The sequence below is a fragment of the Pseudomonas sp. 09C 129 genome (assembly GCF_002843625.1).
Classification (GTDB): domain Bacteria; phylum Pseudomonadota; class Gammaproteobacteria; order Pseudomonadales; family Pseudomonadaceae; genus Aquipseudomonas; species Aquipseudomonas chlororaphis.
The window spans coordinates 4,030,597-4,052,654 of the sequence record NZ_CP025261.1 but is presented as its reverse complement, the minus strand read 5'-3'; the positions used below and the strand labels follow the sequence as shown (position 1 = coordinate 4,052,654).

General features: G+C 64.0%; 18 protein-coding genes. 12 read left to right on the top strand and 6 right to left on the bottom strand.

Going from position 1 to position 22,058, the window contains the following annotated elements; all coding sequences use genetic code 11:
- Positions 1-182 precede the first annotated feature (182 nt).
- Both CXQ81_RS18255 and CXQ81_RS18250 read left to right on the top strand, forming a co-directional pair.
- Positions 183-1,640, top strand: a complete 1,458-nt coding sequence (locus CXQ81_RS18255; RefSeq protein ID WP_101338085.1) for an NAD-dependent succinate-semialdehyde dehydrogenase — start codon at positions 183-185, stop codon at positions 1,638-1,640.
- Between the two features lie 33 nt (positions 1,641-1,673).
- Complete coding sequence (locus CXQ81_RS18250; RefSeq protein ID WP_101338084.1) at positions 1,674-2,753, top strand: tartrate dehydrogenase; 1,080 nt, start codon at positions 1,674-1,676, stop codon at positions 2,751-2,753.
- Positions 2,754-3,215: 462 nt separating this feature from the next.
- On the opposite strand, the gene CXQ81_RS18245 is transcribed toward CXQ81_RS18250, so the two are convergent.
- Positions 3,216-4,139 (bottom strand): glyoxylate/hydroxypyruvate reductase A, encoded by a 924-nt coding sequence (locus CXQ81_RS18245; RefSeq protein WP_101338083.1) that lies wholly within the window; start codon positions 4,137-4,139, stop codon positions 3,216-3,218.
- A 272-nt stretch (positions 4,140-4,411) separates the two neighbouring features.
- On the opposite strand from CXQ81_RS18245, the gene gabT reads away from it, so the two are divergent.
- The 9 genes from gabT (at position 4,412) to CXQ81_RS18200 (ending at position 15,499) form a co-directional block, all read left to right on the top strand.
- Positions 4,412-5,701: a 4-aminobutyrate--2-oxoglutarate transaminase gene (gene gabT, locus CXQ81_RS18240; protein WP_101338082.1), complete on the top strand. Its 1,290-nt coding sequence runs from the start codon at positions 4,412-4,414 to the stop codon at positions 5,699-5,701.
- Between the two features lie 96 nt (positions 5,702-5,797).
- Complete coding sequence (locus CXQ81_RS18235; protein WP_101338081.1) at positions 5,798-6,457, top strand: 2-haloalkanoic acid dehalogenase; 660 nt, start codon at positions 5,798-5,800, stop codon at positions 6,455-6,457.
- Between the two features lie 43 nt (positions 6,458-6,500).
- Positions 6,501-6,989 (top strand): Lrp/AsnC family transcriptional regulator, encoded by a 489-nt coding sequence (locus CXQ81_RS18230; protein ID WP_009044015.1) that lies wholly within the window; start codon positions 6,501-6,503, stop codon positions 6,987-6,989.
- A 426-nt stretch (positions 6,990-7,415) separates the two neighbouring features.
- Positions 7,416-8,186, top strand: coding sequence for a DUF4198 domain-containing protein (locus tag CXQ81_RS18225; RefSeq protein WP_101338080.1), 771 nt, complete (start codon positions 7,416-7,418; stop codon positions 8,184-8,186).
- A gap of 79 nt (positions 8,187-8,265) precedes the next feature.
- Positions 8,266-9,471 carry a DUF1624 domain-containing protein gene (locus CXQ81_RS18220; protein ID WP_101338079.1) on the top strand — a complete coding sequence of 402 codons (1,206 nt, stop codon included), beginning with the start codon at positions 8,266-8,268 and terminating at the stop codon, positions 9,469-9,471.
- Positions 9,472-9,551: 80 nt separating this feature from the next.
- Positions 9,552-10,907, top strand: coding sequence for an OprD family porin (locus CXQ81_RS18215; protein ID WP_101338078.1), 1,356 nt, complete (start codon positions 9,552-9,554; stop codon positions 10,905-10,907).
- Between the two features lie 226 nt (positions 10,908-11,133).
- Positions 11,134-12,378, top strand: coding sequence for a DUF2235 domain-containing protein (locus CXQ81_RS18210; RefSeq protein WP_101338077.1), 1,245 nt, complete (start codon positions 11,134-11,136; stop codon positions 12,376-12,378).
- Between the two features lie 107 nt (positions 12,379-12,485).
- Positions 12,486-14,693 carry an AAA family ATPase gene (locus tag CXQ81_RS18205; protein ID WP_157832257.1) on the top strand — a complete coding sequence of 736 codons (2,208 nt, stop codon included), beginning with the start codon at positions 12,486-12,488 and terminating at the stop codon, positions 14,691-14,693.
- Positions 14,690-15,499 (top strand): hypothetical protein, encoded by an 810-nt coding sequence (locus CXQ81_RS18200; RefSeq protein ID WP_101338075.1) that lies wholly within the window; start codon positions 14,690-14,692, stop codon positions 15,497-15,499. The genes CXQ81_RS18205 and CXQ81_RS18200 overlap by 4 nt, the downstream gene beginning before the upstream one ends.
- A gap of 49 nt (positions 15,500-15,548) precedes the next feature.
- On the opposite strand, the gene CXQ81_RS18195 is transcribed toward CXQ81_RS18200, so the two are convergent.
- The 4 genes from CXQ81_RS18195 to CXQ81_RS18180 are packed head-to-tail and all read right to left on the bottom strand — an operon-like array spanning position 15,549 to position 20,177.
- Entirely contained in the window at positions 15,549-16,001 is a 453-nt protein-coding gene (locus CXQ81_RS18195) for a response regulator (protein WP_007929028.1), read from the bottom strand.
- Positions 15,998-18,331 carry an ATP-binding protein gene (locus CXQ81_RS18190; RefSeq protein ID WP_101338074.1) on the bottom strand — a complete coding sequence of 778 codons (2,334 nt, stop codon included), beginning with the start codon at positions 18,329-18,331 and terminating at the stop codon, positions 15,998-16,000. The genes CXQ81_RS18195 and CXQ81_RS18190 overlap by 4 nt, the downstream gene beginning before the upstream one ends.
- Positions 18,328-18,996: a response regulator transcription factor gene (locus tag CXQ81_RS18185; protein ID WP_101338073.1), complete on the bottom strand. Its 669-nt coding sequence runs from the start codon at positions 18,994-18,996 to the stop codon at positions 18,328-18,330. Before CXQ81_RS18185 ends, CXQ81_RS18190 begins: the two co-directional genes overlap by 4 nt.
- Positions 18,993-20,177, bottom strand: a complete 1,185-nt coding sequence (locus CXQ81_RS18180) for a sensor histidine kinase (protein WP_101338072.1) — start codon at positions 20,175-20,177, stop codon at positions 18,993-18,995. The genes CXQ81_RS18185 and CXQ81_RS18180 overlap by 4 nt, the downstream gene beginning before the upstream one ends.
- A gap of 170 nt (positions 20,178-20,347) precedes the next feature.
- On the opposite strand from CXQ81_RS18180, the gene CXQ81_RS18175 reads away from it, so the two are divergent.
- Positions 20,348-20,872 (top strand): SgcJ/EcaC family oxidoreductase, encoded by a 525-nt coding sequence (locus tag CXQ81_RS18175; RefSeq protein ID WP_101338071.1) that lies wholly within the window; start codon positions 20,348-20,350, stop codon positions 20,870-20,872.
- 60 nt (positions 20,873-20,932) lie between these two features.
- Here the strand turns inward: CXQ81_RS18175 and CXQ81_RS18170 are convergent, their stop codons facing one another.
- Complete coding sequence (locus CXQ81_RS18170) at positions 20,933-21,937, bottom strand: AraC family transcriptional regulator (RefSeq protein WP_101338070.1); 1,005 nt, start codon at positions 21,935-21,937, stop codon at positions 20,933-20,935.
- Between the last annotated feature and the right edge of the window lie 121 nt (positions 21,938-22,058).

Here is a 22,058-nt window from a genome sequence, read left to right as displayed (position 1 = left end):
GCACCGCAGTTATCTGTTTTGCCACGGCTGCGCCAGCGGCTACAGGGCGGTGTTCAGGTTCTCGGTAGAGCCTGCTGTGACGCCGCGTTTTTCAGCATCCGACGCTGTCGGCCCGGCGCTTTCAGCATCCTGGGCTGCGGTGCCTGCTTAGACTGGGGGCTGTCTCGGAACAGGACTCGACCATGCTCAAGAATCGTTTGAAAGACCCCAGCCTCTTGGTGGAACTGGCCTACATCGACGGGCAGTGGGTGGCCGCCGACGATGGCGCGACCCTGGCGGTGCTCGACCCGGCCAGCGGCGAATGCCTGGCCCGGGTCCCGGCCCTGCAGGGCGCGCAGACCCGCCTGGCCATCGCCGCCGCCGAACGCGCCTGGCCGGCCTGGCGCGCGCGCCCGGCGGCGGAGCGGGCACAGCTGCTGGAGCGCTGGTACCAGGCCATGCTCGACAACCTCGACGACCTGGCCCTGATCATGACCGCCGAACAGGGCAAGCCCTTCGCCGAAGCCCAGGGCGAAATCCGCTACGGCGCCGGTTTCGTCAAATGGTTCGCCGAGGAGGCGCGGCGCATCTGCGGCGACACCCTGCCGGCACCCGCTGGCGACCGGCGCTTGCTGACCCTCAAGCAGCCGGTGGGGGTCTGCGCGGCGATCACCCCGTGGAACTTCCCCAACGCGATGATCACCCGCAAATGCGCGCCGGCCCTGGCCGCCGGTTGCCCGATCATCGTCAAGCCTTCCGACCTGACGCCGTTGTCGGCCCTGGCCCTGGCGGTGCTGGCCGAGCGGGTGGGGATTCCGCCGGGGGTGTTCAGTGTGCTCACCGGCATGCCGGCCGGGATTGGCGAAGAGCTGACCGGCAACCCGGCGGTGCGCAAGATTTCCTTTACCGGTTCCACCGCGGTCGGCCGCCTGCTGATGCGCCAGAGCGCCGAGCACATCAAGCGCCTGAGCCTGGAACTGGGCGGCAACGCGCCGTTCGTGGTGTTCGACGACGCCGACCTGGAACAGGCGATCGCCGGGATCATGCAGAGCAAGTTCCGCAACGCCGGGCAGACCTGCGTCTGCGCCAACCGCATCCTGGTCCAGGACGGCATCTACGCACGTTTTGCCCAGCGCCTGGTGGAGGAGGTGGCCAAGCTCAAGGTCGGCAACGGCCTGGAACCGGGCGTGAGCATCGGCCCGCTGATCAATGCCGCGGCGGTGAGCAAGGTCGCCCGGCATATCGACGACGCCCTGGGCAAGGGCGCGACCCTGCTGTGCGGCGCGATTCCCCAGGGCGAAAGCCAGTTCGTGCTGCCCACGGTGCTGGGCGAGGCCAGCACCGAGATGCTCCTGGCCCACGAGGAAACCTTCGGCCCGGTGGCGCCGCTGATGCGCTTTCACGACGAGGCCGAGGCGCTGGCCATCGCCAATGCCACGCCTTACGGGCTGGGCGCCTACTACTTCACCCAGGACCTGCGCCGCTCCTGGCGTTTCGGCGAAGCGCTGGAGTTCGGCATGGTCGGCCTCAACACCGGGATCATCTCCATGGAAGTGGCGCCGTTCGGCGGCATCAAGCAATCGGGCCTGGGCCGCGAAGGCAGCAAGTACGGCCTGGACGAATACCTGGAGATCAAGGCTTTTCACATCGGCGGCCTGTGACCCGCCCGCACCGACTTCGAGGAGACATGCGACATGAGCAAGGCATTCAGGATCGCCGCCATCGCCGGCGACGGGATCGGCAAGGAAGTGCTGCCGGAAGGATTGCGGGTGCTGCGGCAGGCGGCGCGCAAGTGGCGGCTGGACCTGGAGATCGAGGTGCTGGACTGGGCGCACTGCGATTACTACCTGGAGCACGGGCAGATGATGCCCGGGGACTGGTTCGAGCAGCTCAAGGATTTCGACGCCATCTACTTCGGCGCCGTGGGCTGGCCGGACAAGGTGCCGGACCATATTTCCCTGTGGGGTTCGTTGCTCAAGTTCCGCCGCGACTTCGACCAATACGTGAATATCCGCCCGGTGCGGCTGTTCCCCGGGGTGCCGTGCCCGTTGGCCGGGCGCGAGCCGGGGGACATCGATTTCGTGGTGATCCGCGAGAACACCGAGGGCGAGTATTCCTCGGTGGGCGGCAAGATGTTCGAGGGCACCGAGCATGAGTTGGTGCTGCAGGAGTCGGTGTTCACCCGGCGTGGCGTGGACCGCATTCTCCAGTACGCCTTCGACCTGGCCCAGACCCGGCCGCGCCAGCGCCTGACGGCGGCGACCAAGTCCAACGGGATTTCCATCAGCATGCCGTACTGGGACGAGCGCACGGCGCTGATGGCCGAACAGTACCCGCAGGTCAGCTGGGACAAGCAGCACATCGACATTCTCTGCGCGCGTTTTGTCTTGCAGCCGGAGCGTTTCGACGTAGTGGTGGCCTCCAACCTGTTCGGCGACATTCTCTCCGACCTCGGCCCGGCCTGTGCCGGCACCATCGGCATCGCGCCTTCGGCCAACCTCGACCCGCAGCGGCGCTTCCCGTCGCTGTTCGAGCCGGTGCACGGCTCGGCGCCGGACATCTACGGGCGCAATATCGCCAACCCTATCGCGATGATCTGGTCCGGCGCGCTGATGCTGGATTTCCTCGGCAATGGTGAGCAGCGCTACCGCGACGCCCACGACGGCATTCTCAAGGCCATCGAACAGGTGATCGCCCAGGGCCCGATCACCCCGGACCTGGGCGGCCAGGCCTCGACCCAAGACGTCGGCGCGGCGATTGCCGAAGCCCTGTAGCCGCTGCCGAAGGCTGCGATCGGGCGTTAGCCCGCCAAGCTGTATCCCGGATCGGCCTGATGCACCGCGGTCAGCGGTTTTGCGACGGCTGCGCCGCCGATCGCAGGCTGCGCCAGCGGCTACAGCGATCTCGGTTTTCCTGCTGAACGCCAAGCCCTGTAGCCGCTGCCGAAGGCTGCGATCGGGCGCTAGCCCGCCAGGCTGTATCCCGGGTCGGCCTGATGCACCGCGGCCAGTGGTTTCACGACGGCTGCGCCGCCGATCGCAGGCTGCGCCAGCGGCTACAGCGATCTCGGTTTTCCTGCTGAACGCCAAGCCCTGTAGCCGCTGCCGAAGGCTGCGATCGGGCGTTAGCCCGCCAGGCTGTATCCCGGATCGACCTGATGCACCGCGGTCAGCGGTTTTGCGACGGCTGCGCCGCCGATCGCAGGCTGCGCCAGCGGCTACAGCGATCGTGGGGGGTCAGTAGCCCTGGGTCCGGTCGATCTGCCCGAGCATCGGTTCGCCGCGCTGGTGGCGGCGGATATTGTCCAGCAGTACGGCGAAGGCGCTTTGCGGCTGGGTCATGGCGGCGATGTGCGGGGTCAGGAGGATCTGCGGGTGATCCCAGAACGGGTGTTCGGCCGGGGCCGGTTCCTGTTGCAGGACGTCGAGCACCGCGCCGCTGAGCTGGCCGCTGGCCAGGGCGTCGAGCAGGTCCTGCTCCACCAGGTGGCCGCCACGGCCCATATTGATCAGCGCCGCGCCACGGGGTAGCTGACGGAACAGCGTGCGGTCGAGGATGCCCTGGGTCTGTTCGGTCAGGGGCAACACGCACAGCAGGATGTCGCACTGGCTGAGAAAGGCCGGCAACTGCCGGTTGCCGGCAAAACACTGCACGCCGTCGATGCGGTGGGCGCTGCGGGCCCAGCCGGACAGGGCGAACCCCAGCGGCCGCAGGGTGGCGAGGATCTGCTGCGCCTGTTGCCCCAGGCCCATGACCCCGACCCGGCGTTGCGCCGCCGGTTGCAGCAGGTGCGCCTGCCAGCAGCGGGCGAGCTGTTGCTGCCGGTAGCGCAGCATGTCGCGGTGCAGACTGAGCACGGCGAAGCTGGCGTATTCGCACATGCCCCGGGTGATGCCCGGGTCCAGCAGGCGCACCACCGGCAAGTCCGGCGGCAGGCGCGCGAGGTCCAGTTGATCGACCCCGGCCGAGAGGGCGAACAGCACTTCCAGGTTAGGCAACAGGCTCAGGTCGTCCGGCGCCTGCCAGGCCGCCAGGTAGCGGATGTCCTCGGGGTTGCCGAGGTCCGGCCAGGCACGCCATTGAATGTCCGGGGCCTGTTCGGCGAACAGCGCTCGCCAGCGTTCGCCACGCACGGGGTCAGCTTTATAGAGAAGGGCCATGGGCGGTTCCTGATCGACGGGGGATGCTTTCATGATGCCGCAACGGCAAAGCAGGATCTGTCGAAAGGCCGCGCCCGAAAGCCTTGCGCAGCACGCTTCGAGGCCCTGGTCGGCAGATTCGGCGGGGCTGAAGGAATCTGCCGTTTGCCGGGGTGAAAACAGTGGATCCGGATTTCTCAGGGGCCAAGTTCGGCTGAGTCGGTTCCGCCGAAGCCTTAATCTGAAGCCATCGCAACCGCTTCCCGGTTGCTTGGCTCAGTATGAGGAACGCCATGAATAGCAAGGTCGACGAAACACCTCATTGGCTCCAGCAGCGCGATCGGTTCGTGCCGCGGGGCGTGGTCACTGCCCATCCGCTGGTCATCGACCGCGCCGAGGGCTCCCAGGTGTGGGACGTGGACGGCGAGCGCTATCTGGATTTCGTTGGCGGCATCGGCGTGTTGAACATCGGCCACAACCACCCCAGGGTGGTGGCGGCGGTGCAGGCGCAGTTGCAGAAAGTCTCCCACGCCTGCTTCCAGGTGGTGGCCTACAAACCCTACCTGGACCTGGCCCGGCGCCTGAGCCAGATGATCGGCGGCGCCGAGCCCTACAAGGCGGCGTTCTTCACCTCTGGCGCCGAGGCCGTGGAGAACGCGGTGAAGATCGCCCGCGCCCATACCCAGCGTCCGGCGGTGATCGCCTTTCGTGGTGGTTTCCATGGCCGCACCTTGCTCGGCAGCACGCTGACCGGCATGAGCCAGCCGTACAAACAGAACTTCGGCACTGCCCCCGAGGTGTTCCATACGCCGTACCCGAACGCCTATCGTGGGGTCAGCAGCGAGATGGCCCTGCAGGCGTTGCAGGAGCTGTTCGCCACCCAGGTCGCGCCCGAGCGCGTGGCGGCGATCATCATCGAGCCGGTGCAGGGCGACGGCGGTTTCCTCGCCGCTTCGGTGGAGTTCCTCCAGGCCTTGCGCGCTCTGGCCACGCAACACGGTATCGTGTTGATCCTCGATGAAATCCAGACGGGCTTCGGTCGCACCGGCAGTTGGTTCGGCTTCCAGCACGCCGGCATCCAGCCGGACCTGGTCACCGTGGCCAAGAGCCTGGCCGGCGGCTTGCCGCTGTCCGGCGTGGTGGGCAAGGCGCAGATCATGGACGCGCCGCTGCCCGGCGGTCTTGGCGGCACCTACGGCGGCAACGCCCTGGCCTGCGCCGCGGCGCTGGCGGTGCTGGATGCCTACGAAGAGGAACAGTTGCTGGCCCGCGGCGTGGCGCTGGGCTTGCGTCTGCGCGAAGGGTTGCTGCGCCTGCAGCGGCTGTACCCGTGCATCGGCGATGTGCGTGGCAGCGGCTTCATGCTGGCGCTGGAACTGGTCAAGGACGACGCGGCGCGCAGCCCGGATGCCGAGCTGACGCAGCGCCTGATCGACCAGGCGCGCCTGGGCGGGTTGCTGGTGATCAAGTGCGGGGTCCACCGTAACGTCCTGCGCTTCCTGGCACCGCTGGTAACAACCCCCGAGCAGATCGACGAAGCCCTGGCGATTCTCGACGCCGCGCTGGCACGAGTCTTGAACTGAGCTGATGCCCCGGTCGGCGCCGGGCTGCCGGGCGCCACCGGTGGGCATTTTTGGAGCATGGATCGATGGAACGCATCATAGGAGGCTGTACACGCCATGGGGCTGACTGATTATCGTGCGTTGCTGATCGACTGCGACGCGGTCCTGGTGGACCGCGACTCGGGGGTCTGGGCCGCCTTGCAGCCCTTGCTCGACAGTCGCCGCGGGCAGGCGGACAAGGAACAGGTGCTGGGCGAATTCGCCGAAACGGTGCGGGGCCTGTACCCGCGTTTCGCCGAGCTGGGGTTCAGCGGTCTGCTGTGTTTCGCCCATCGCCAGCTGGCCGAGCGCTGGGGCCTGAAGGCGTCCTGGGAGGAGGGCATGAGCTTCGCCCGTTCGGTGGCGGGCTGGTCGCTGTTCGAGGATGCGCCGGGGGCGATGCTGTACCTGCGCAAGTTCTATCGCCTGCTGGTGCTGGGCGATCGCGATGCCGAGGACCGCGCGTTGTTGTGCGAGCGGCTGGGGATCGCCCAGGACGACTTCATCTCCCTGGCCAGCCAGCCGTTGCAGGATCGCCAGTGGCTGGCGGACAACGACCTGCGCGCCGAGGACATTCTCCAGGTGACCCGGCCGCCGGCCACCGCGACGCAAGCGACGGCGGGCCTGTGCCTGATTTGCCGCGCCGGCAGCCGCAATCCGCAACCCTGCGCCGCCGACTACTGTATCAACAGCATGGCCGACCTGGTGGCCCAGCATCAGGCGTCGTTACGGCGCTGATCTTGCTTGTCGATTGCATCCCACAGCAATCAAGAGGTAAACGATGGAAGGTTTAGTCAAACTGGACCGTATTGATATCAACATCTTGGTTGAGCTGCAAAAAGACGGACGCATGACCAATGTCAGCCTCGCCGACGCCGTGGGGTTGTCGGCCAGTCCGTGTCTGCAGCGGGTCAAGCGCCTGGAGTCGGCCGGCTACATTTCCAGCTACAAGGCGCACCTGAACCTGGCCAAGATCACCGACTCGGTCATGGTGTTCACCGAGATCACCCTGAGCGACCACAAGCGCGAAGACTTCGCCAAGTTCGAGTCGAATATCCGCCTGGTGGACGAGGTGCTCGAGTGTCACCTGATCAGCGGCGGCTACGACTATCTGGTGCGGTTCATGACCCGCAGCATCCAGCATTACCAGGAGGTGGTGGAAAGCCTGCTGGACAAGAACATCGGCATCTCCAAGTACTTCAGCTACATCGTCATCAAGTCGCCGGTCCTCAAGGACGGCGTGCCCCTGCGTAAATTGTTGCGCCACTGACGCGTTCTTCTCTCAAAACGAAATGTTATCTGATAACATTTTGTCGCCTGATCAATCACCCTCACGCGCGCCCCTGACCGGGCGCGCTTGCGTCTGGGCCGGCCTTTTGCCGGGCCCGTGAGTGACAGCGGGTGGCGCGCAAGGAAGCAATACCGGGCATGAAAGCCCCGCGTGCACCCCGATCGGACAATCCACGCACCGCTGACCCCTGGATGCTTCAGCCTGGCGCACACCGCATAAATCGCTGTTTGTCCCGAGAAAACAGCAGGCGACGGGCGTGTGCCGCGGCAAATCGGAACAAAGCACAGAACGGCCTGCGCTGTAATGCCAGCCAGTGGTAGGTGCGCATCGTCTCCCCGGGAAGTTCAACGCCATCAGAGCGGGGGCGGCGATTCGTTGAATGAGAGCACAAAGGAGCGCAACACGATGCACAAGAGCACGGCAAACACATTGATAGGGCTGGGCGCGCTGATGCTGGCCGGCGGTACCCAGGCCCACCAGATCTGGTACGAGCACACGCCGGGGCAGCCCCTGACGCTGTATTACGGCGAGTACGACAAGAACATGCTGGAAGTGACCCCCGGCGGCCTCGACCGCTTTCGCCAGCTCAAGGGCTGGTCGGCGGCGAATCCTGCCCTGGGGCTGAGCCTGCAACGCCAGTCGTTCAGCGTCGGCCATCAGCCCAAGGCCGACGAAAGCCTGCTGGCGCAGGACACGCAGTATCCGATCTTCGACCTGCACGAAGGCGGCAAGACCCTCAAGACCTACTGGACGCCCGCCACCCGCTGGGTCGGCGACCTGCGCGCGCGCCAGCCGGAACTGGCGCTGGACATCGTTCCCACCGGCGTGGCCGCCGCGGGCCAGGCGCAGTTCCAGGTGTTCTATGGGCTCAAGCCGCTGGCCGCCCAGGCCGTGATCCTGGAAACCGGCTCGGGCGAAGTCTTCACCCAGACCAGCGACAAGGACGGCAAGGTCAGCTTCGCGCTGCCGTGGCAGGGCACCTACGTGGTGGCCGCCGAATACAAGGACCGCACCCCGGGCACCCGCCAGGGCCCGGACAACCAGGCCGAGGCCTACGACCTCAAGAGCTTCAGTTCCACGTTGTCGTTCCACCAGCCACAGGGCAAGCCGCCGTTGCCACGGGCGCCTTCAACGCTGCCGGCCTCGGAAGTCACGCGCTTGAAAAAGCAATCCTGACCCCGTGTCCCGACCCCCTGTGCCGAGTCGGCGACAGGGTTTTGCCCAGGTTCAACGACCTTCAACATGAGTGACTGATATGACTCTTTCTACTGGATTGGCAGGGCAGGCGGGCGTTGCGTCCCCTGCGCTGGCGGGCAGCGTGGCCAAGGCCAACACACGGATGCTGGCGATCGACGCCCTGCGTGGCTTCGTCATGCTGTGCATGCTGGTGGACCACGTGCGCGAGACCTTCCTCCTGCATCGCCAGGTCACCGACCCGATCGACGCCCTGAGCGTGACCCCGGACCTGTACTTCACCCGCATGCTCAGCGAGATCTGCGCGCCGGTGTTCATTTTCCTCACCGGCCTGTCGGCCTGGCTCTACAGCCAGAAACACAGCCTCGGGGAAACCTCGGTGTTCCTGCTCAAGCGCGGCCTGTTCCTGGTGTTCCTCGAACTGACCTTCGTGTGTTTTGCCTGGAACGCCGAGTTCCCGCCCAAGACCCTGTGGCTGCAGGTGATCTGGTGCATCGGCATCTGCATGATCGTGCTGGCCGGCCTGCTGCACTTCAAACGCAGCTGGCTGATCGTGCTGGGGGTGGCCATCGTCGCCGGGCACAACCTGCTGGATGATGTGGTGGTGGGCCCCGAGTCACCGTTCTTCGTGCCCTGGTCGATCCTGCACCAGCGGGTGTTCATCGACATCACCGAGTTCACCCGCGCCCGCACCACCTACCCGGTGTTGCCATGGATCGGCGTGATCCTGCTGGGCTGGGCCATCGGCCCGTGGTTCGGCAAGGACGTGCAGCCGGCGGCGCGGATTTCGCGGCTGCTCAAGGTCGGTGTCGGCCTGCTGGTGGCCTTCGTGTTCATCCGCTACCTGAACGTCTACGGCGAGAAGCCCTGGGTGCAGACCGGCGATGCGCTGCGCACCTTCATGAGCTTCATGAGCGCCAAGAAGTACCCGCCGTCGCTGATGTTCCTGATGCCGACCCTGGGCCTGGGGCTGATCCTCCTGGCGTACTTCGAGAAGGTCCAGGCGCGCTGGTCGACCGCGCAACTGGCGATCTACGGCGGCGCGCCGATGTTCTTCTACCTGCTGCACCTGTACGTGCTCAAGGCCATGTACCTGGTGGCCGTGGCCATCTGGGGCGCCAACCAGGGCACTTACTACGGCTTCGACAACCTGTCCGGCGTCTGGCTGTGGAGCCTGGTCCTCGGTGTGCTGCTGTTCTTCCCGACGCGCTGGTTCGCCGGCCTCAAGCAGCGTCGCCGCGATATCGCGATCCTCAAATACCTCTGAGTGGGATCCCGGTGGTGCGCCCGTATAGCGGCGCACTGCCTCTTATCGCCCGCCATTTATCGATTTTCGGGAGTTCCACAGTGAAGACCTTGACCCGACACACCCTGTTGTTGGCATTTTTTTGGCATTGGGGAGGCCAGAGCCTGCTCGCGCTGGCCGCGGAGCAGGACAATGCCAAGGGCTTTATCGAAGACAGCCAGTGGAGCCTGTTCAACCGCAGCCTCTACGACCGTCGCGACTATCGTCACGGCTCCTTGAGCAACGGCGCGCGCAACGCCTACAAGCCCCGCGCCGAACGCAGCGACCTGGCCGAGGAGTGGGCCTACGGCCTGATGGCCGACTACAGCTCCGGTTTCACCCAGGGCACGCTCGGCTTCGGCCTGGACGCCCATGTGTATTCCGGCTGGAAACTCGACAGCGGCGGTGGCCGGGCCGGCAAGGCGCGGTTGCTGGGGGTGGACAACGACGGCCATCCCAAGGACGAGTTCAGCCGCGGCGGCGCGGTGGCCAAGCTGCGTTTTTCTTCCACCGAACTGCGCTACGGCGAGCAGCGGGTCAAGACCCCGGTGTTCGGTTCCTCCGACAGCCGCCTGCTGCCCGAGACCGCCACCGGCTGGTTCCTCACCAGCCGCGAGCTGAGCGACACCACCCTGTACGGCGGCCACTTCAACGAAAGCACCGACCGCAACGCCACCAGCCACGACCAGGGGTTCGTGGTCAATTATTCCAATGGCCAGCAGGGCGACAGCTTCGACCTGGTCGGTGTGCGCAATACGGCAATCAAGGGCCTCAACGCCAGCCTGTTCAGCGCCCTGTACGAAGACACCTGGCGCCAGCAGTACCTCGGCGCGCTCTACAACCTTCCTTTGAGCCAGGGCCAGGACCTGACGTTCGACTTCAACCTGTACCGCACCCAGGACACCGGCAAGGCCCTGTCCGGGCGCATCGACAACACCACCTGGAGCCTGATGTCGACCTACAAGAGCGGCGCCCACAGTTTTGGCCTGGGCTACCAGAAGGTCGACGGCGACACGCCTTACGACTACGTCACCCGCGGCGCGATCCTGCTGAGCAACGCCGTGGCCCTGTCGGACTTCAACGCCCCTGAGGAAGCCTCCTGGCAGGCCCGCTACGACCTCAACATGGCCGGCTACAGCGTGCCCGGCCTGACCTTCAGCGCCCTGTACGTGCGCGGCAGCGGCATCGACGGCAGCCATATGGACCCGCGCGGCGGCTACGCCTGGCTGGGCTACGGCGAAGGCGGCAAGCACTGGGAACGTGACCTGCAGGCCAAGTACGTGGTGCAGTCCGGCCCGGCGAAAAACCTCGCCGTCACCCTGCGCCACGCCGTGCACCGCGGCAATAAAGCCCAGGCCGAGCTGGATGCCGACCAGCTGCGGCTGGCGATCGAGTATCCATTGGGCGGCAGGTTCTAGCGCCGAGCTGTCGTTGAGCGATCCTCCTGATTGAGGAGGGTATTGCTGAGGGCTTTATGGCCAGGCGCCATTAATACTGCTATGCCTTGAATAGTCCTCCACGATTTACCGCAGGTTGGCATGACACGGATGTGGGGCCACACAGGTCCTCGCTTGGCCGATTGGCAGCGCGGGAACCCCACTTGACTGCCATTCGGGCAACAAGGTTGCGGAGAGCACACAGATCATGGCGCGCCAACTGATTGTCTGTATCGATGGAACGAACAACCGTTTCTGTGACAAACCTACCAATGTCCTCCGGGTGTTTCGGTCCTTGCCCAAGAACAGCGATACGGTTCTGACCTATTACGATCAGGGCGTGGGTACGTTCGGGCTCAGCGAAACCCTGTTCGAATGGCAGAAGGTACCGTCGCGAATCGCCGGGTTGGCGTTTGGCTGGGGAATCAAGCGTAACGTGCTCAACGCCTACCGTTTTCTGATGGAGAACTATCAGAAAGGCGATCAGATATTTATCTACGGCTTCTCTCGAGGCTCCTATGCCGCTCGGGTCCTGGCGGCCATGATCCAGACGCTCGGGCTGCTTCCGCCCCGTCAGGTTCAACAGCTGGATTTCGCCTGGTCATTGCTGACCACCCGAACCCGCTCCGAGAAAGGTGCGCCCGACCCGTCTCTCAGTCGGGCAGGGAGCTATATCTGGTGGCGTCTGACCGCGCGCAAACGGCCGAACTTTCCCTTGATGACGCAGTTCAAGAAGACCTTCTCCCAGGATGTCGATGTGCACTTTCTGGGGTTGTTCGACACCGTGAGCTCGGTGGGCTGGGTCTATGATCCGCTAGTCGTTCCCTACACTGCCAACAATCCTGGCGTGCGCACTGTCCGTCATGGCGTGTCCATTGACGAGCGACGCTGTTTTTTCCGCCAGAACCTGTGGAGTGTCACCAAGGCCGACGACCTGAAACAGGTGTGGTTTGCCGGCGTGCATTGTGATGTCGGTGGTGGCTATCCGTTGGAAGAATCTCAGCTGGCCCTGATTGCCTTGCGCTGGATGATCGGCGAGAGCCTGGAGGCCGGGTTGAACATTGACGTCGCGGCGTGCCGTGGTGAACTGTATCCATCGGCCTGTCCGGTGCCGGATCCTCTGGCACAAGCCCACCAATCGCTGTCCCGGCTGTGGATGATTGCTGAGTGGACGCCGCGCTTGAGGTGGGACAGCAAGACGCACACCCGAACCCTCAAGTTCGGTTCGATGCCGCCATTCGGTAAACCCAGAGCGCGGGTGATTCCCGAGCCTGAGCCCGGACAGAAAGTCTGGGTGCATGAATCCGTGATGACGCGCTTGCAAGGGCCGTTGACCACCGGGCAGCCGCGGGGCGACCAGCTGAAATATGCACCTGAAAACCTGCTGCGGATTGATAGCGCACTGATTGATCATGTTTTCGACTCTGCCAAGCTTGACCAGCACCAATTGTAAGAACAAAAACGTGATTAGGTGGCCGGGAGCTTTGTGTAGCGGAGCGTGTCTTTTCACTGTTTTCCGATGCCAGTCTCGTCATGAGTCGGATGATCACCGGAGGGAGCATGATCAGATATAACGTGGGGTCTGAACCGGCCTTCTTTTCGACCCGTGAAGCTCATAAGACATATAAAGATGCGACAGCATATTTTTCGAGATCGACAAAAGGCGGGTTCGTCTCGAGGCCTGATATTCAACGGTTTACTGCTCTTTTTGTGCATGCGGCCGAAGAAAAGTGGTTACAGCAAGGCGTTAACAAGTGCGTTTACTGCGAGCAACTCAGCAGCAATCTGGTGGTCGATCATTTCAGACCCAAACTGGCTTATCTGGAGCCCGACGAAACGAACGAGGATGCCCCGTATTGGTGGCTCGCTTTTCAATGGAGTAACTTCTTGCCTGCCTGTGTCGAGTGCAACAATCTGAAAGGTCAGAAGTTTCCTGTATATGGTCGTCGCTTGCAGTTCAATGGCCCTGAGGTCGAGGAGAATGCTCAGCTTCTGAATCCCGCTGAAGACGATTTGACTGATCGATTTGTTTTTCTGGAAGACGGCCGTATCGCGGGGCTGGACGGGAAGGCCAGGATTACAATCGATGTTATCGGGCTAAATAGACCCAGCTTGGTTTCACTGCGCAAGGATGAGTGGTCCAAGCTGCACTCGCTGGTTTCCGCAATCACTAAAAGAAACCTGACTGCGGCGCAACTCAGATTGATTGAAGCTCAGTGTGGTGAAACCTATCCGTTTTCCGCCATGCGTCGGCAACTGTTCAATAGCTGGGTCGCATTGCAATCCGAAAATGACCCTGGCTTTTTGAAAAAACTGCAAAGAGCTCTGGGAGGGGCGGATTTTGACGAGACATCGCCCTCAAGCTATTCGGTCGGGGATATTAATAAAATTTCTGACGAACTGGATCGTCAGACCCAGGAGTTCGAATCGTTTTCGATTGAAGAAGCCAAACCGCCTGTTCAGCTGTATCAAAGGACTCAATACATTGAAAGGGTCGAAGTCTCCAATATCCGCACCATTAAAAAACTTGATGCTTCCCTGGCACCATCCAGTGACAGCGTTGGCTCCTGGTTTATGTTTCTCGGAGAAAACGGCACGGGAAAAAGCACCCTGCTGCAGGTCATCGCGGCCGCTCTGATTGGACAGAACGGTGTCGATGAACTGGGTATAACGGCCGATTCATTGCTGAAAACCGATGCCGATATCGGAACCGTGCTTATTTATCTGACCGGTCTCTCAAGACCCATAACCTTGAGCCTTGATCGAAAATACAACAGGATCAGTGTCGACCCGCCCGAGCCTAAAGTCATGGTCCTGGCCTATGGGTCGATTCGAGTCTTTGATGAGCAATTGCACGAGGAAAGCAGTTTCAGAGCGCGCAGCAAGGTCAGGAATCTTTTCAATCATTGGCATACCCTCGATGCGGGAAACCCTTGGCTGAACCAGGCTCAGGACAATGAGTTCGAGAATATTGCCAATGCGTTGACCTCGTTGCTTCCGAGGCCCGATGGGGCACGGATCATCAGAAAAAAAGGTGAAGTGTTGGTTGAAAGCCCCAATGATATTGGCGGGTTATCTTCGATCAGCAGTGGTTATCGAGCGATCATTTCTCTGGCGTTGGACATTATCGGCATCTTGCGACGAGGCGGCTGGTCGGACATTTCACAAGCCGAAGCCATCGTACTGATTGACGAAATAGATGCGCATCTTCATCCCCGCTGGAAGATGAAAATAGTTCAGCGCCTGCGTGAAGTATTTCCACGTATTCAGTTCATTGCCACCAGCCATGATCCGTTGACCCTGAAAGGGCTAGATGCCAATGAGATAGGGGTCTTGTCACGAACCATCGATGGCGATGTATTGATGCTTGACTTCTCCGATGAAGATTTGCCATCGCCACGGCATATGCGAGTCGATCAAATCTTGTCCTCGGAGTACTTCGGACTTAATTCGACCGAAGATTTGGAAATGGATCAGGCGTTTGAAGACTACTATAAACTGCTTGGGAAAACTGAGCGGACTGTTGCTGAAGAAACAAAGCTCGCAGCGCTGAAGCAACACTTGGGAACATCAAGGAAATTCGGCGTAACCGCAAGGGAACAACTGGTATTTGAAACGGCAGACCAATATATCGCCGCAAGGAAATACCAACGCGAAAGTATGCCTGATGGCGAAAAAGAGGCGTCATTAAAGAAGATGCAGGAGTTGTGGGGAAGGTTGTCGATCCAGAAAGCCGAGGGGGACGGATTTGAGGAGAGCGAGCAATGATTAAAGTTTCAAAGCCCGTCACACCGCCTCCAAGTCTTGACGGTCCCAACTCCATTGGCGGCAAGGAAACACAGGCGGCGATCAAGGCGCTTGGCAAGGGTGTCAGATACAAGGCTTATAAAAGAGTCGATGTCGTTATCGCGCTACGAAGCCTATTCAATAAGAAGTGCGCTTACTGCGAGGTCGATTATGCTGCCTCGTCACCCACCGATATTGAACATTTCAGGCCCAAATCCGGCTACATCACCAAGAACAATAAACTGTCCAAAAAGGGGTATTACTGGCTCGCTGCAGACTGGTACAACTTGTTGCCGTCCTGCATCGATTGCAATAGGCGGCGTAAGCAGCCCATTGGCAAGCAGAAGCAAGCGGTCACGGGCAAGGGCAACCTTTTTCCCGTCAGGGACGAGAGGTTAAGGTGGACGGACCATCAGGTGCCGAGCCAAGAGGAGCCCTTGTTGCTTAACCCCTGCGTCGACGATCCAGCGTTGCATCTTGAGTTTTTTGGCGAAGGCCTGGTTCGCGCCATGAGCGATAAAGGAGAAGCTTCGATTGAGGTGTATGGGTTGTTAAGGGGTGACCTTGTCGATAAGCGAAATATTTCCAGGGTAATGGTTGAGGCTGCCATCCAGCAGGCTTTGGCACTGAGTGAAGAAGTCTTGTATGCCAGCAATGCCGGGCAGCAGGCACGCCTGGAAGGTTTAGCGGTCAAGGCACTTGAAAACGCTCGTCTGCATCTGAACCCTTCATGCCCATTCCTTGCGCAGACCCGATCCATATTTACGTCCTATCATCTCCCCGTTTGATCGCAGTCCTTGGCAGTAGCGATGCCTAACAAATCGTTAGTCAGCCCACTCACTGCCGATGCCGGCGCAGCAGCTCGATCTGCTGCGCCGGCACCTGCTGGCGCAGGGCTTTGTACAGGGCGCGGGTTTCCAGCAGGTTCCAGATCCGCAGCAGGGTTTCCAGGGCGTCCAGCGGCTTGCTGATGAAGTCGCGGGCGCCCAGGGCCAGGGCACGCAGGCGGGTGTCGCGGGTGGCGTCGGCGGTCAGCACCAGGATCGGCAGGTAATCGTTGGCCGGGATCCGTCGGTTGAGCTGTTCGAGCACGGCGAAGCCATCGAATTCGGGCATGTGCAGGTCGAGGATCACCAGGTCCGGCTCGAAGCTGTTGAACAGCTCCAGGGTGCGTAGCGGCTGGGTGCTGCTCAGCACGTTGTGCAGGCCTTCGCGGGCCAGCAGCTGCTCCATCAGCTCGAGGTTGGGGCGCTGGTCGTCGATGATCAGGATGCGCAAATCATGGTTCATGCGGGCTCCGGTAAATGTTGCTCAAGGTGGGCGAGAAACGCCGGGATATGAATGGGCTTGGTCAGGATCGCCGTGGCCCCGGCCTGCAACAGGGCGCGGTGGGTCAGGGCGCTGGCGTCGGCGGTGATCATCAGCACCGGGGTGCTGGCGGTGGTCGGCGATTCCCGCAGCCGGCGCAGCACTTCCAGGCCTGCAAGGTCCGGCAGGCTGACGTCCAGCAGGATCAGTTGCGGTGCATGCTGGCGCGCCAGGTCGAGGCCCATCTGGCCCTGCATGCTCGACAGCAGGCGAATGCCCGGGCGGCGTTGCAGCAGGGTTTCGATCAGCGCCAGGCTCGACAGGTTGTCTTCGATGCACAGCACCTGGCCCCGGTATGCCACGGCCTCGGCCCGGGCCGGCAGCACCGCCGCCGGTAGCTGTTGCTCCAGGGCCAGGCGCGTGCCGGCCGCGGCCACCTGGACAAAGGGCAGTTGCAAGGTAAAGCAGCAGCCCTGGCCCGGCGTGCTGTGCACCCGCAGGCTGCCGTCCATCATTTCCAGCAGGCTCTTGCTCAGGGCCAGGCCCAGGCCGGTGCCTTCCACCCGCGGGTCGGCGCCCAGGCGTTCGAAGGGACGGAACAACTGGTCCAGGCGCTCCAGGGGAATGCCGGCGCCGGTGTCGCTGACCGCCACCTCGACCCGGGTGTCCAGGACCTTGACCGCGATCCGCACCTGGCCCTGGGGCCGGTTGTACTTGATGGCGTTGGACAGCAGGTTGAGCAGCACCTGGATCAGCCGCTGGCGGTCGGCGATCACCCCGCTGTGCTCACTCAGCGCGGGCAGGGCGGCCAGCTGGATGCCGGCGTCGGTGGCCATCGGCGAGACCAGGGTCAGGGCCTCGTGCAGCACCGCGGCCAGGGCGATCGGCTCGACATTCAGCGCCAGGTGCCCGGCCTCGATGCGGGCAATGTCCAGCACCTCGTTGATCAGGGTCAGCAGGTGCTGGCCGGCGCGCAGGATATGGCCGACCTGGGGCCGCTGGCCGCTCGGCGAGTCCATGTCCAGCAGTTGCGCGAAACCGAGGATGGCATTGAGCGGGGTACGCAGTTCGTGGCTCATGCGCGAGAGGAATTCGCTCTTGGCGCGGCTGGCGCTTTCGGCTTCCTCGCGGGCGGTGCGCAGGGCGATTTCCGCGGCGCGGCGGTCGGTGATGTCGCGGGTGATCTTGGAGAAGCCACGCAACGCGCCGCTGGCGTCATACTGCGCGGTGATCACCACGCTGGCCCAGAAGCGGCTGCCGTCCTTGCGGCAGCGCCAGGCCTCTTCCATGTAATGGCCGTCGCGGGTGGCTTCGCGCAGGGCCATGTCCGGGTGCGCCGGGCATTCTTCCGCCAGGTAGAACAGCGAGAAGTGCCGGCCGAGGATTTCCTGTTCGCTGTAGCCCTTGATCCGCTCGGCGCCGGCGTTCCAGGTGGTGACCCGGCCCTGGGTGTCGAGGGCGAAGATCCCGTAGTCCTTGACCCCGTCGATGATCAGCCGCAGGCGTTCTTCGTTGTCGCGCAGGGCGCGCTCGCGCTCGGCCAGCAGTTGCCCGGCCTCCACCAGGCGGGTGCCGAGCTGGCCGATTTCGTCCTGTTCCGGGGCTTGCGGGCGCAACGGTTGGCCGAGGGCCAGGCGCTGGGCGTTGCCTTGCACCTGCTGCACCCGGGCGACTATGCCCTTGGACAAGAACAGCACCGCGACAATCGCCCCGAACAGACCGCAGAGCGCCGCCAGCAGCGTGGCCAGCAGCAGGCGCATACGGGTTGCCGAGGCCGCGGCGCTGCGTTCGGCGAGCAAGCCGTCTTCGCGGATGCGCATGGCGCTGATCTGCTCGCGCAGCACGTCGAGCACCTGTTTGTTCTCGATCAGGATCGCCGTGATGCTGGCACTGTCGTCGGGCCGGCCGTTGCGCAGGGCCACCAGGCCGTCGAGCTTGTGGCCGATCAGCGGGGCGATGGCCTTGAGGTGGTCGCGCATGCGCGCATCGCGAATGTTGCTGTCCAGCCGTTGCAGGGCGGCCTGGATCAGCGGCTGGGCACGTTCGTAGCTGGGCAGGAAGTCTTCGCGGCGGGTCAGCAGGTAGCCGCGCACGCTGGCCGCCGCTTCGGCCAGCAGGGTGTGCACGGTCTGGATGTCGCCCTGCACCAGCAGCACCCGGCGCACGTCTTCCTCGGCGCGGGCGGTCTGGCGTTCGGTGATGTAGATCAGCACCAGTGACAGCAGCAGGATCACCAGCGGCAGGGAGATCACCACCAGCGCCTTGCCGCGCAGGGGCAGGTCGAGCCAGTGCCGGCTCGCCAGCAGCCTCATGGCCAGTCTCCCGCGGGCTGCGCCACCAGCCCCAGGGCGATGCCGCGCACCGCGGCCTGGGTGCGGTCCGCCGCGCCGAGCTTGCCGATCACCCGTTCCACATGGGCCTTGGCGGTGCCGGTGGTGATGCCGAGCTTTTCGCCGATCTCGCGGTTGCTGAAACCGCCGGCCACCAGGCCCAGCACCTGGCGTTCGCGGGTGGTCAGGGTTGCGACCTGGGCGCTGCCGCCAGCGTTGCGTTCGGCCATGCGCCGCAGCAACCGGGCGCTGACGCTGCTGTTGAGGGCTTCCTCGCCCTGGGCCACCCGCTGCAGGGCGCCGAGCACTTCGCCACGGCTGGCATCCTTGAGCAGGTAGCCGACGGCGCCGGCGGCAATCGCCGCTTCCAGGTGGTCGGGGCTGTCGTCCATGGTGAAGATCACCACCTTGATCGCCGGTTGCCGCTGGTGCAGCAGGCGCGCGGCGCCCAGGCCGTTGAGCCGCGGCATGCGGATGTCGAGGATGGCGATGTCCGGTTGCAGGCGCTCGCACAGGTCGAGGGCTTCCTGGCCATCCCGGGCCTGGCCGACCACCTCGAACTCCGGGTGGCCGGCCAGCAGGGCGACAAAACCGGTGCGGGTGACTTCATGATCGTCCGCCAGCACCAGGCGCAGGGCAGGGTTCATGGCTGTTCTCCAGCAGCGGGCAGCGGCACCCGGGCCAGCAGGCGGGTGCCGTGGCCGGGGGCGCTGTGCCAGGACAGCTCGCCGCCCAGCAGGCTGGCGCGTTCCTGCATCGCCGCCAGGCCCAGATGCTGGCCGCCGCAGCTGGACAGCGGGGTGCCCAGGGCGAAGCCGACGCCGTTGTCTGCCAGCGCCAGCGCGGCCTGGCCGTCGGCCAGTTGCAGGCTCAGTTCGACGCGGCTGGCGCGGGCATGCTTGAGGATGTTGTTGATGCCTTCCTGGGCGATGCGGAACAGGGCGATCTCGCTGGCGCCCGGCAGGCGCGCGCTGGACTGTTGCCGCCAGTGCACCTCGAGACCGGCGTCGCGCAGGCGGTCGGCTTCCTTGTCGATGGCCTTGTACAGGCCAAAGTCGTCCAGCACGTTGGGGCGCAGGCCGCCGATCAACTGTCGGCCCTCGCCGACGCAACCCTGGGCCAGGGTCAGGATGCTTTGCAGCTCGTTGTGCAGCTCCTCGGGCAATGTCGGGCAGCGCCCGGCAAACCCCTGCAGGCGCTGGTGCAGCCCGGCCAGGGTTTGCGCCAGGCCGTCGTGCAGGTCGTAGGCCACGCGCTTGCGTTCGTCTTCCTGGGCGCTGAACAGCCGGTGCACCAGTTCCGACATGGTGCGCTCCCGGGCTTGCAGGGCCTGGAGCAAGCGCTGGTTTTCCAGGTGCGCCGCCAGCAGGGTGGCCAGCAGTTGCAGGGATTCCAGGTCCTCGCTGTCGGGCGCGGCCAGGGCCACGCTGTTGGCCAGCAGCAGCGCGCCGAAGGCCTGGCCGTCGGCGCCGGGCAGGGGAATGCGCAGCACCTGGGGCAGGGCGGCATCGGTCTGCGGCAGCCATTCGGGGTGCAGGGTCGCAGACTTGGCCAGCTCATGCAGGGTGGCCAGGCGTTCGCTGCCGCCGTGCTGGGCGGTGGCCTGGGGCGGCTGGGCGGCGTGCCATTCCAGCAGCAGGCCGTGGTCCATCGCCATAAAGGCACAGGCCCGTTGCAGGGCGCGCTGGCGCATGGCCGCGGGCGGCAACTGGGTCAGTTCCTGGCCAGTGTCCACCAGCAGGCGCAGGCGCGCCGCGCGGCTTTGCGCCTGGCGATACTGGCTGCGAATGGCCAGGGCGCTGCCGGGGTCGTGGGTCGGGCTTTGCATGAAAAACAGGCTCCAGCGTGAAGGGCGTGCGCTCGCGAGCAGGCATTAGACCCGGTTGCCGGCTGTGGGCCTATCTGCCGAATGGCATAGGCCGCCGGCACCGGTTGGCCGATGGCGAGGCCGCAACGGGTGGGCAAAGTGGGCGCATTGAAACCCACTGGAGCCTTCCGATGAAACTGCCAACCACCGCCATCGCCCTGTTACTGGCGCTGACCGCGCCCCTGGCCCAGGCCCTGGACGCCACGCCTTATGTGTACCGCACTGTCGCCGAGCAGCCGCAGAACCAGGGCGACCGGGAGATCGCCGGCCTGTTCGATCGCTGGAACGCGGCCCTGCAAACCGGCAGCGCAAAAAACGTAACCAGTCTTTACGCCGCCGACGCGATCCTCCAGCCGACCGTGTCGAACCAGGTGCGCATCACCCCGGCGCAGATCCAGGACTACTTCGAACACTTCCTCGCGGGCAAGCCGGTGGGCCAGATCAACTACCGGGAAATCCGCCACCTGGGCCCGGATGCGGCCATGGACAGCGGCGTCTACACCTTCACCCTGCACGAGGCCGGTGGTGCGACCCGCCAGGTGCAGGCGCGCTACACCTTCCTCTACGAGCGCATCGACGGCCAGTGGAAGATCCTCAACCACCATTCCTCGGCCATGCCCCAGGCGCAGCCGCCATTGCAGGCCAGCCATCGCTGAGCAAGCGCTGCCGCACCTTGAAAAAAAACGCCGGGACTTGTGCCCGGCGTTTTGCTGTCTTCAGCCTTCCTGGCGATAACGCCCCGGGGTCATGCCGAACCAGCGGCGGCAGGCCTTGTGAAAGCTGCTCTGGTCGCGAAAGCCGAGCAGGGCGCCGATGTACTTGACGCTGCGCGCCGAGTTGCGCAGGAAACTGTGGGCCAGCATCAACCGCGCCTCGTCGAGCAGCGCCGAGAAGTGCATGTCTTCGTTGCCCAGGCGTCGCTGCAGGCTGCGGCTGCTGACCCCCACCAACTGCGCGATGTGCCGCAGGTCGCTGGGCCCGCCCTGGGCCAGGCGCTCGGACAACACCCGCCTTACCCGCGCGGTCATCGAGCCGTCGAGCAGCAGCTTGAGGCGGGTTCGCGCGTATTCCATGTGCAGCACATCCAGGGCCGGGTCGGCGCTGGGCAGGGCCATGGCGCAATCGCGCGGGCTGAAGCTCAGGCTGTTGTAGGGCGCCTCGAACTGCAGGTTGGCGCCCAGCAGGTGCTCCAGGGCGCGGGTGTCGGGCGGTCGCGGGTAGGTGAAGCTCGCCGCCAGCGGTTGCGGCTTGTGCCCGGGCAGCAGCCAGTGCACCAGGCCCAGGGTCTGCGCCGCGCCGGCATCGATGAAGGCCCGCGGCACCAGGCCCGGTTCGAGGGCGATATCGAAGCCGATCAGGGTGACGGCCTGGGGGCTGCGCTCCAGGCACAGGTAGAAGCCGTTGCTGACCAGCGAGTGATAGTCCACCAGGCGTTGCAGCGCGGTGTCCAGGGTGGCGCCGGACATCAGCGCGTAGCCGAGCACTTCCAGGTTGGCCGGGTGGGCCTTGGTGTACGCCAGCAGGCCGAGGTCCGGGTTGCCGCACAGGTGCACGGCGTCTTGCAGCAACGCGTAGACCAGCTCCAGCCTGACGCCCATGGGGTTTTCACAGGTCTCCTGATGGCTGCTGCCGTGGCGCTTGAGCAAGGCCTCGACCTTGACTCCGGCATCGGTCAGGACATCGGCAAGCACCCGGAAACTGGTGCCGGTCATTCTGTGCATAGTACTTCCTGGACTGGTGGCTAATTGATGTCATTGGCGCTGGCGCATGATCGCAATAAACCTCGGGCCACAGTCGAGAAAGGGCGGTGCGGTGTTTCCAAGGACAAACGAAAGGTATCCG

Excerpts from the sequence above, each read along its gene's own strand:
- CXQ81_RS18255 (WP_101338085.1), top strand. The coding sequence starts at position 183 with ATGCTCAAGAATCGTTTGAAAGACCCCAGCCTCTTGGTGGAACTGGCC.
- CXQ81_RS18250 (WP_101338084.1), top strand. The coding sequence starts at position 1,674 with ATGAGCAAGGCATTCAGGATCGCCGCCATCGCCGGCGACGGGATCGGC.
- CXQ81_RS18245 (WP_101338083.1), bottom strand. The coding sequence starts at position 4,139 with ATGGCCCTTCTCTATAAAGCTGACCCCGTGCGTGGCGAACGCTGGCGA.
- gabT (WP_101338082.1), top strand. The coding sequence starts at position 4,412 with ATGAATAGCAAGGTCGACGAAACACCTCATTGGCTCCAGCAGCGCGAT.
- CXQ81_RS18235 (WP_101338081.1), top strand. The coding sequence starts at position 5,798 with ATGGGGCTGACTGATTATCGTGCGTTGCTGATCGACTGCGACGCGGTC.
- CXQ81_RS18230 (WP_009044015.1), top strand. The coding sequence starts at position 6,501 with ATGGAAGGTTTAGTCAAACTGGACCGTATTGATATCAACATCTTGGTT.
- CXQ81_RS18225 (WP_101338080.1), top strand. The coding sequence starts at position 7,416 with ATGCACAAGAGCACGGCAAACACATTGATAGGGCTGGGCGCGCTGATG.
- CXQ81_RS18220 (WP_101338079.1), top strand. The coding sequence starts at position 8,266 with ATGACTCTTTCTACTGGATTGGCAGGGCAGGCGGGCGTTGCGTCCCCT.
- CXQ81_RS18210 (WP_101338077.1), top strand. The coding sequence starts at position 11,134 with ATGGCGCGCCAACTGATTGTCTGTATCGATGGAACGAACAACCGTTTC.
- CXQ81_RS18205 (WP_157832257.1), top strand. The coding sequence starts at position 12,486 with ATGATCAGATATAACGTGGGGTCTGAACCGGCCTTCTTTTCGACCCGT.
- CXQ81_RS18200 (WP_101338075.1), top strand. The coding sequence starts at position 14,690 with ATGATTAAAGTTTCAAAGCCCGTCACACCGCCTCCAAGTCTTGACGGT.
- CXQ81_RS18195 (WP_007929028.1), bottom strand. The coding sequence starts at position 16,001 with ATGAACCATGATTTGCGCATCCTGATCATCGACGACCAGCGCCCCAAC.
- CXQ81_RS18190 (WP_101338074.1), bottom strand. The coding sequence starts at position 18,331 with ATGAGGCTGCTGGCGAGCCGGCACTGGCTCGACCTGCCCCTGCGCGGC.
- CXQ81_RS18185 (WP_101338073.1), bottom strand. The coding sequence starts at position 18,996 with ATGAACCCTGCCCTGCGCCTGGTGCTGGCGGACGATCATGAAGTCACC.
- CXQ81_RS18180 (WP_101338072.1), bottom strand. The coding sequence starts at position 20,177 with ATGCAAAGCCCGACCCACGACCCCGGCAGCGCCCTGGCCATTCGCAGC.
- CXQ81_RS18175 (WP_101338071.1), top strand. The coding sequence starts at position 20,348 with ATGAAACTGCCAACCACCGCCATCGCCCTGTTACTGGCGCTGACCGCG.
- CXQ81_RS18170 (WP_101338070.1), bottom strand. The coding sequence starts at position 21,937 with ATGCACAGAATGACCGGCACCAGTTTCCGGGTGCTTGCCGATGTCCTG.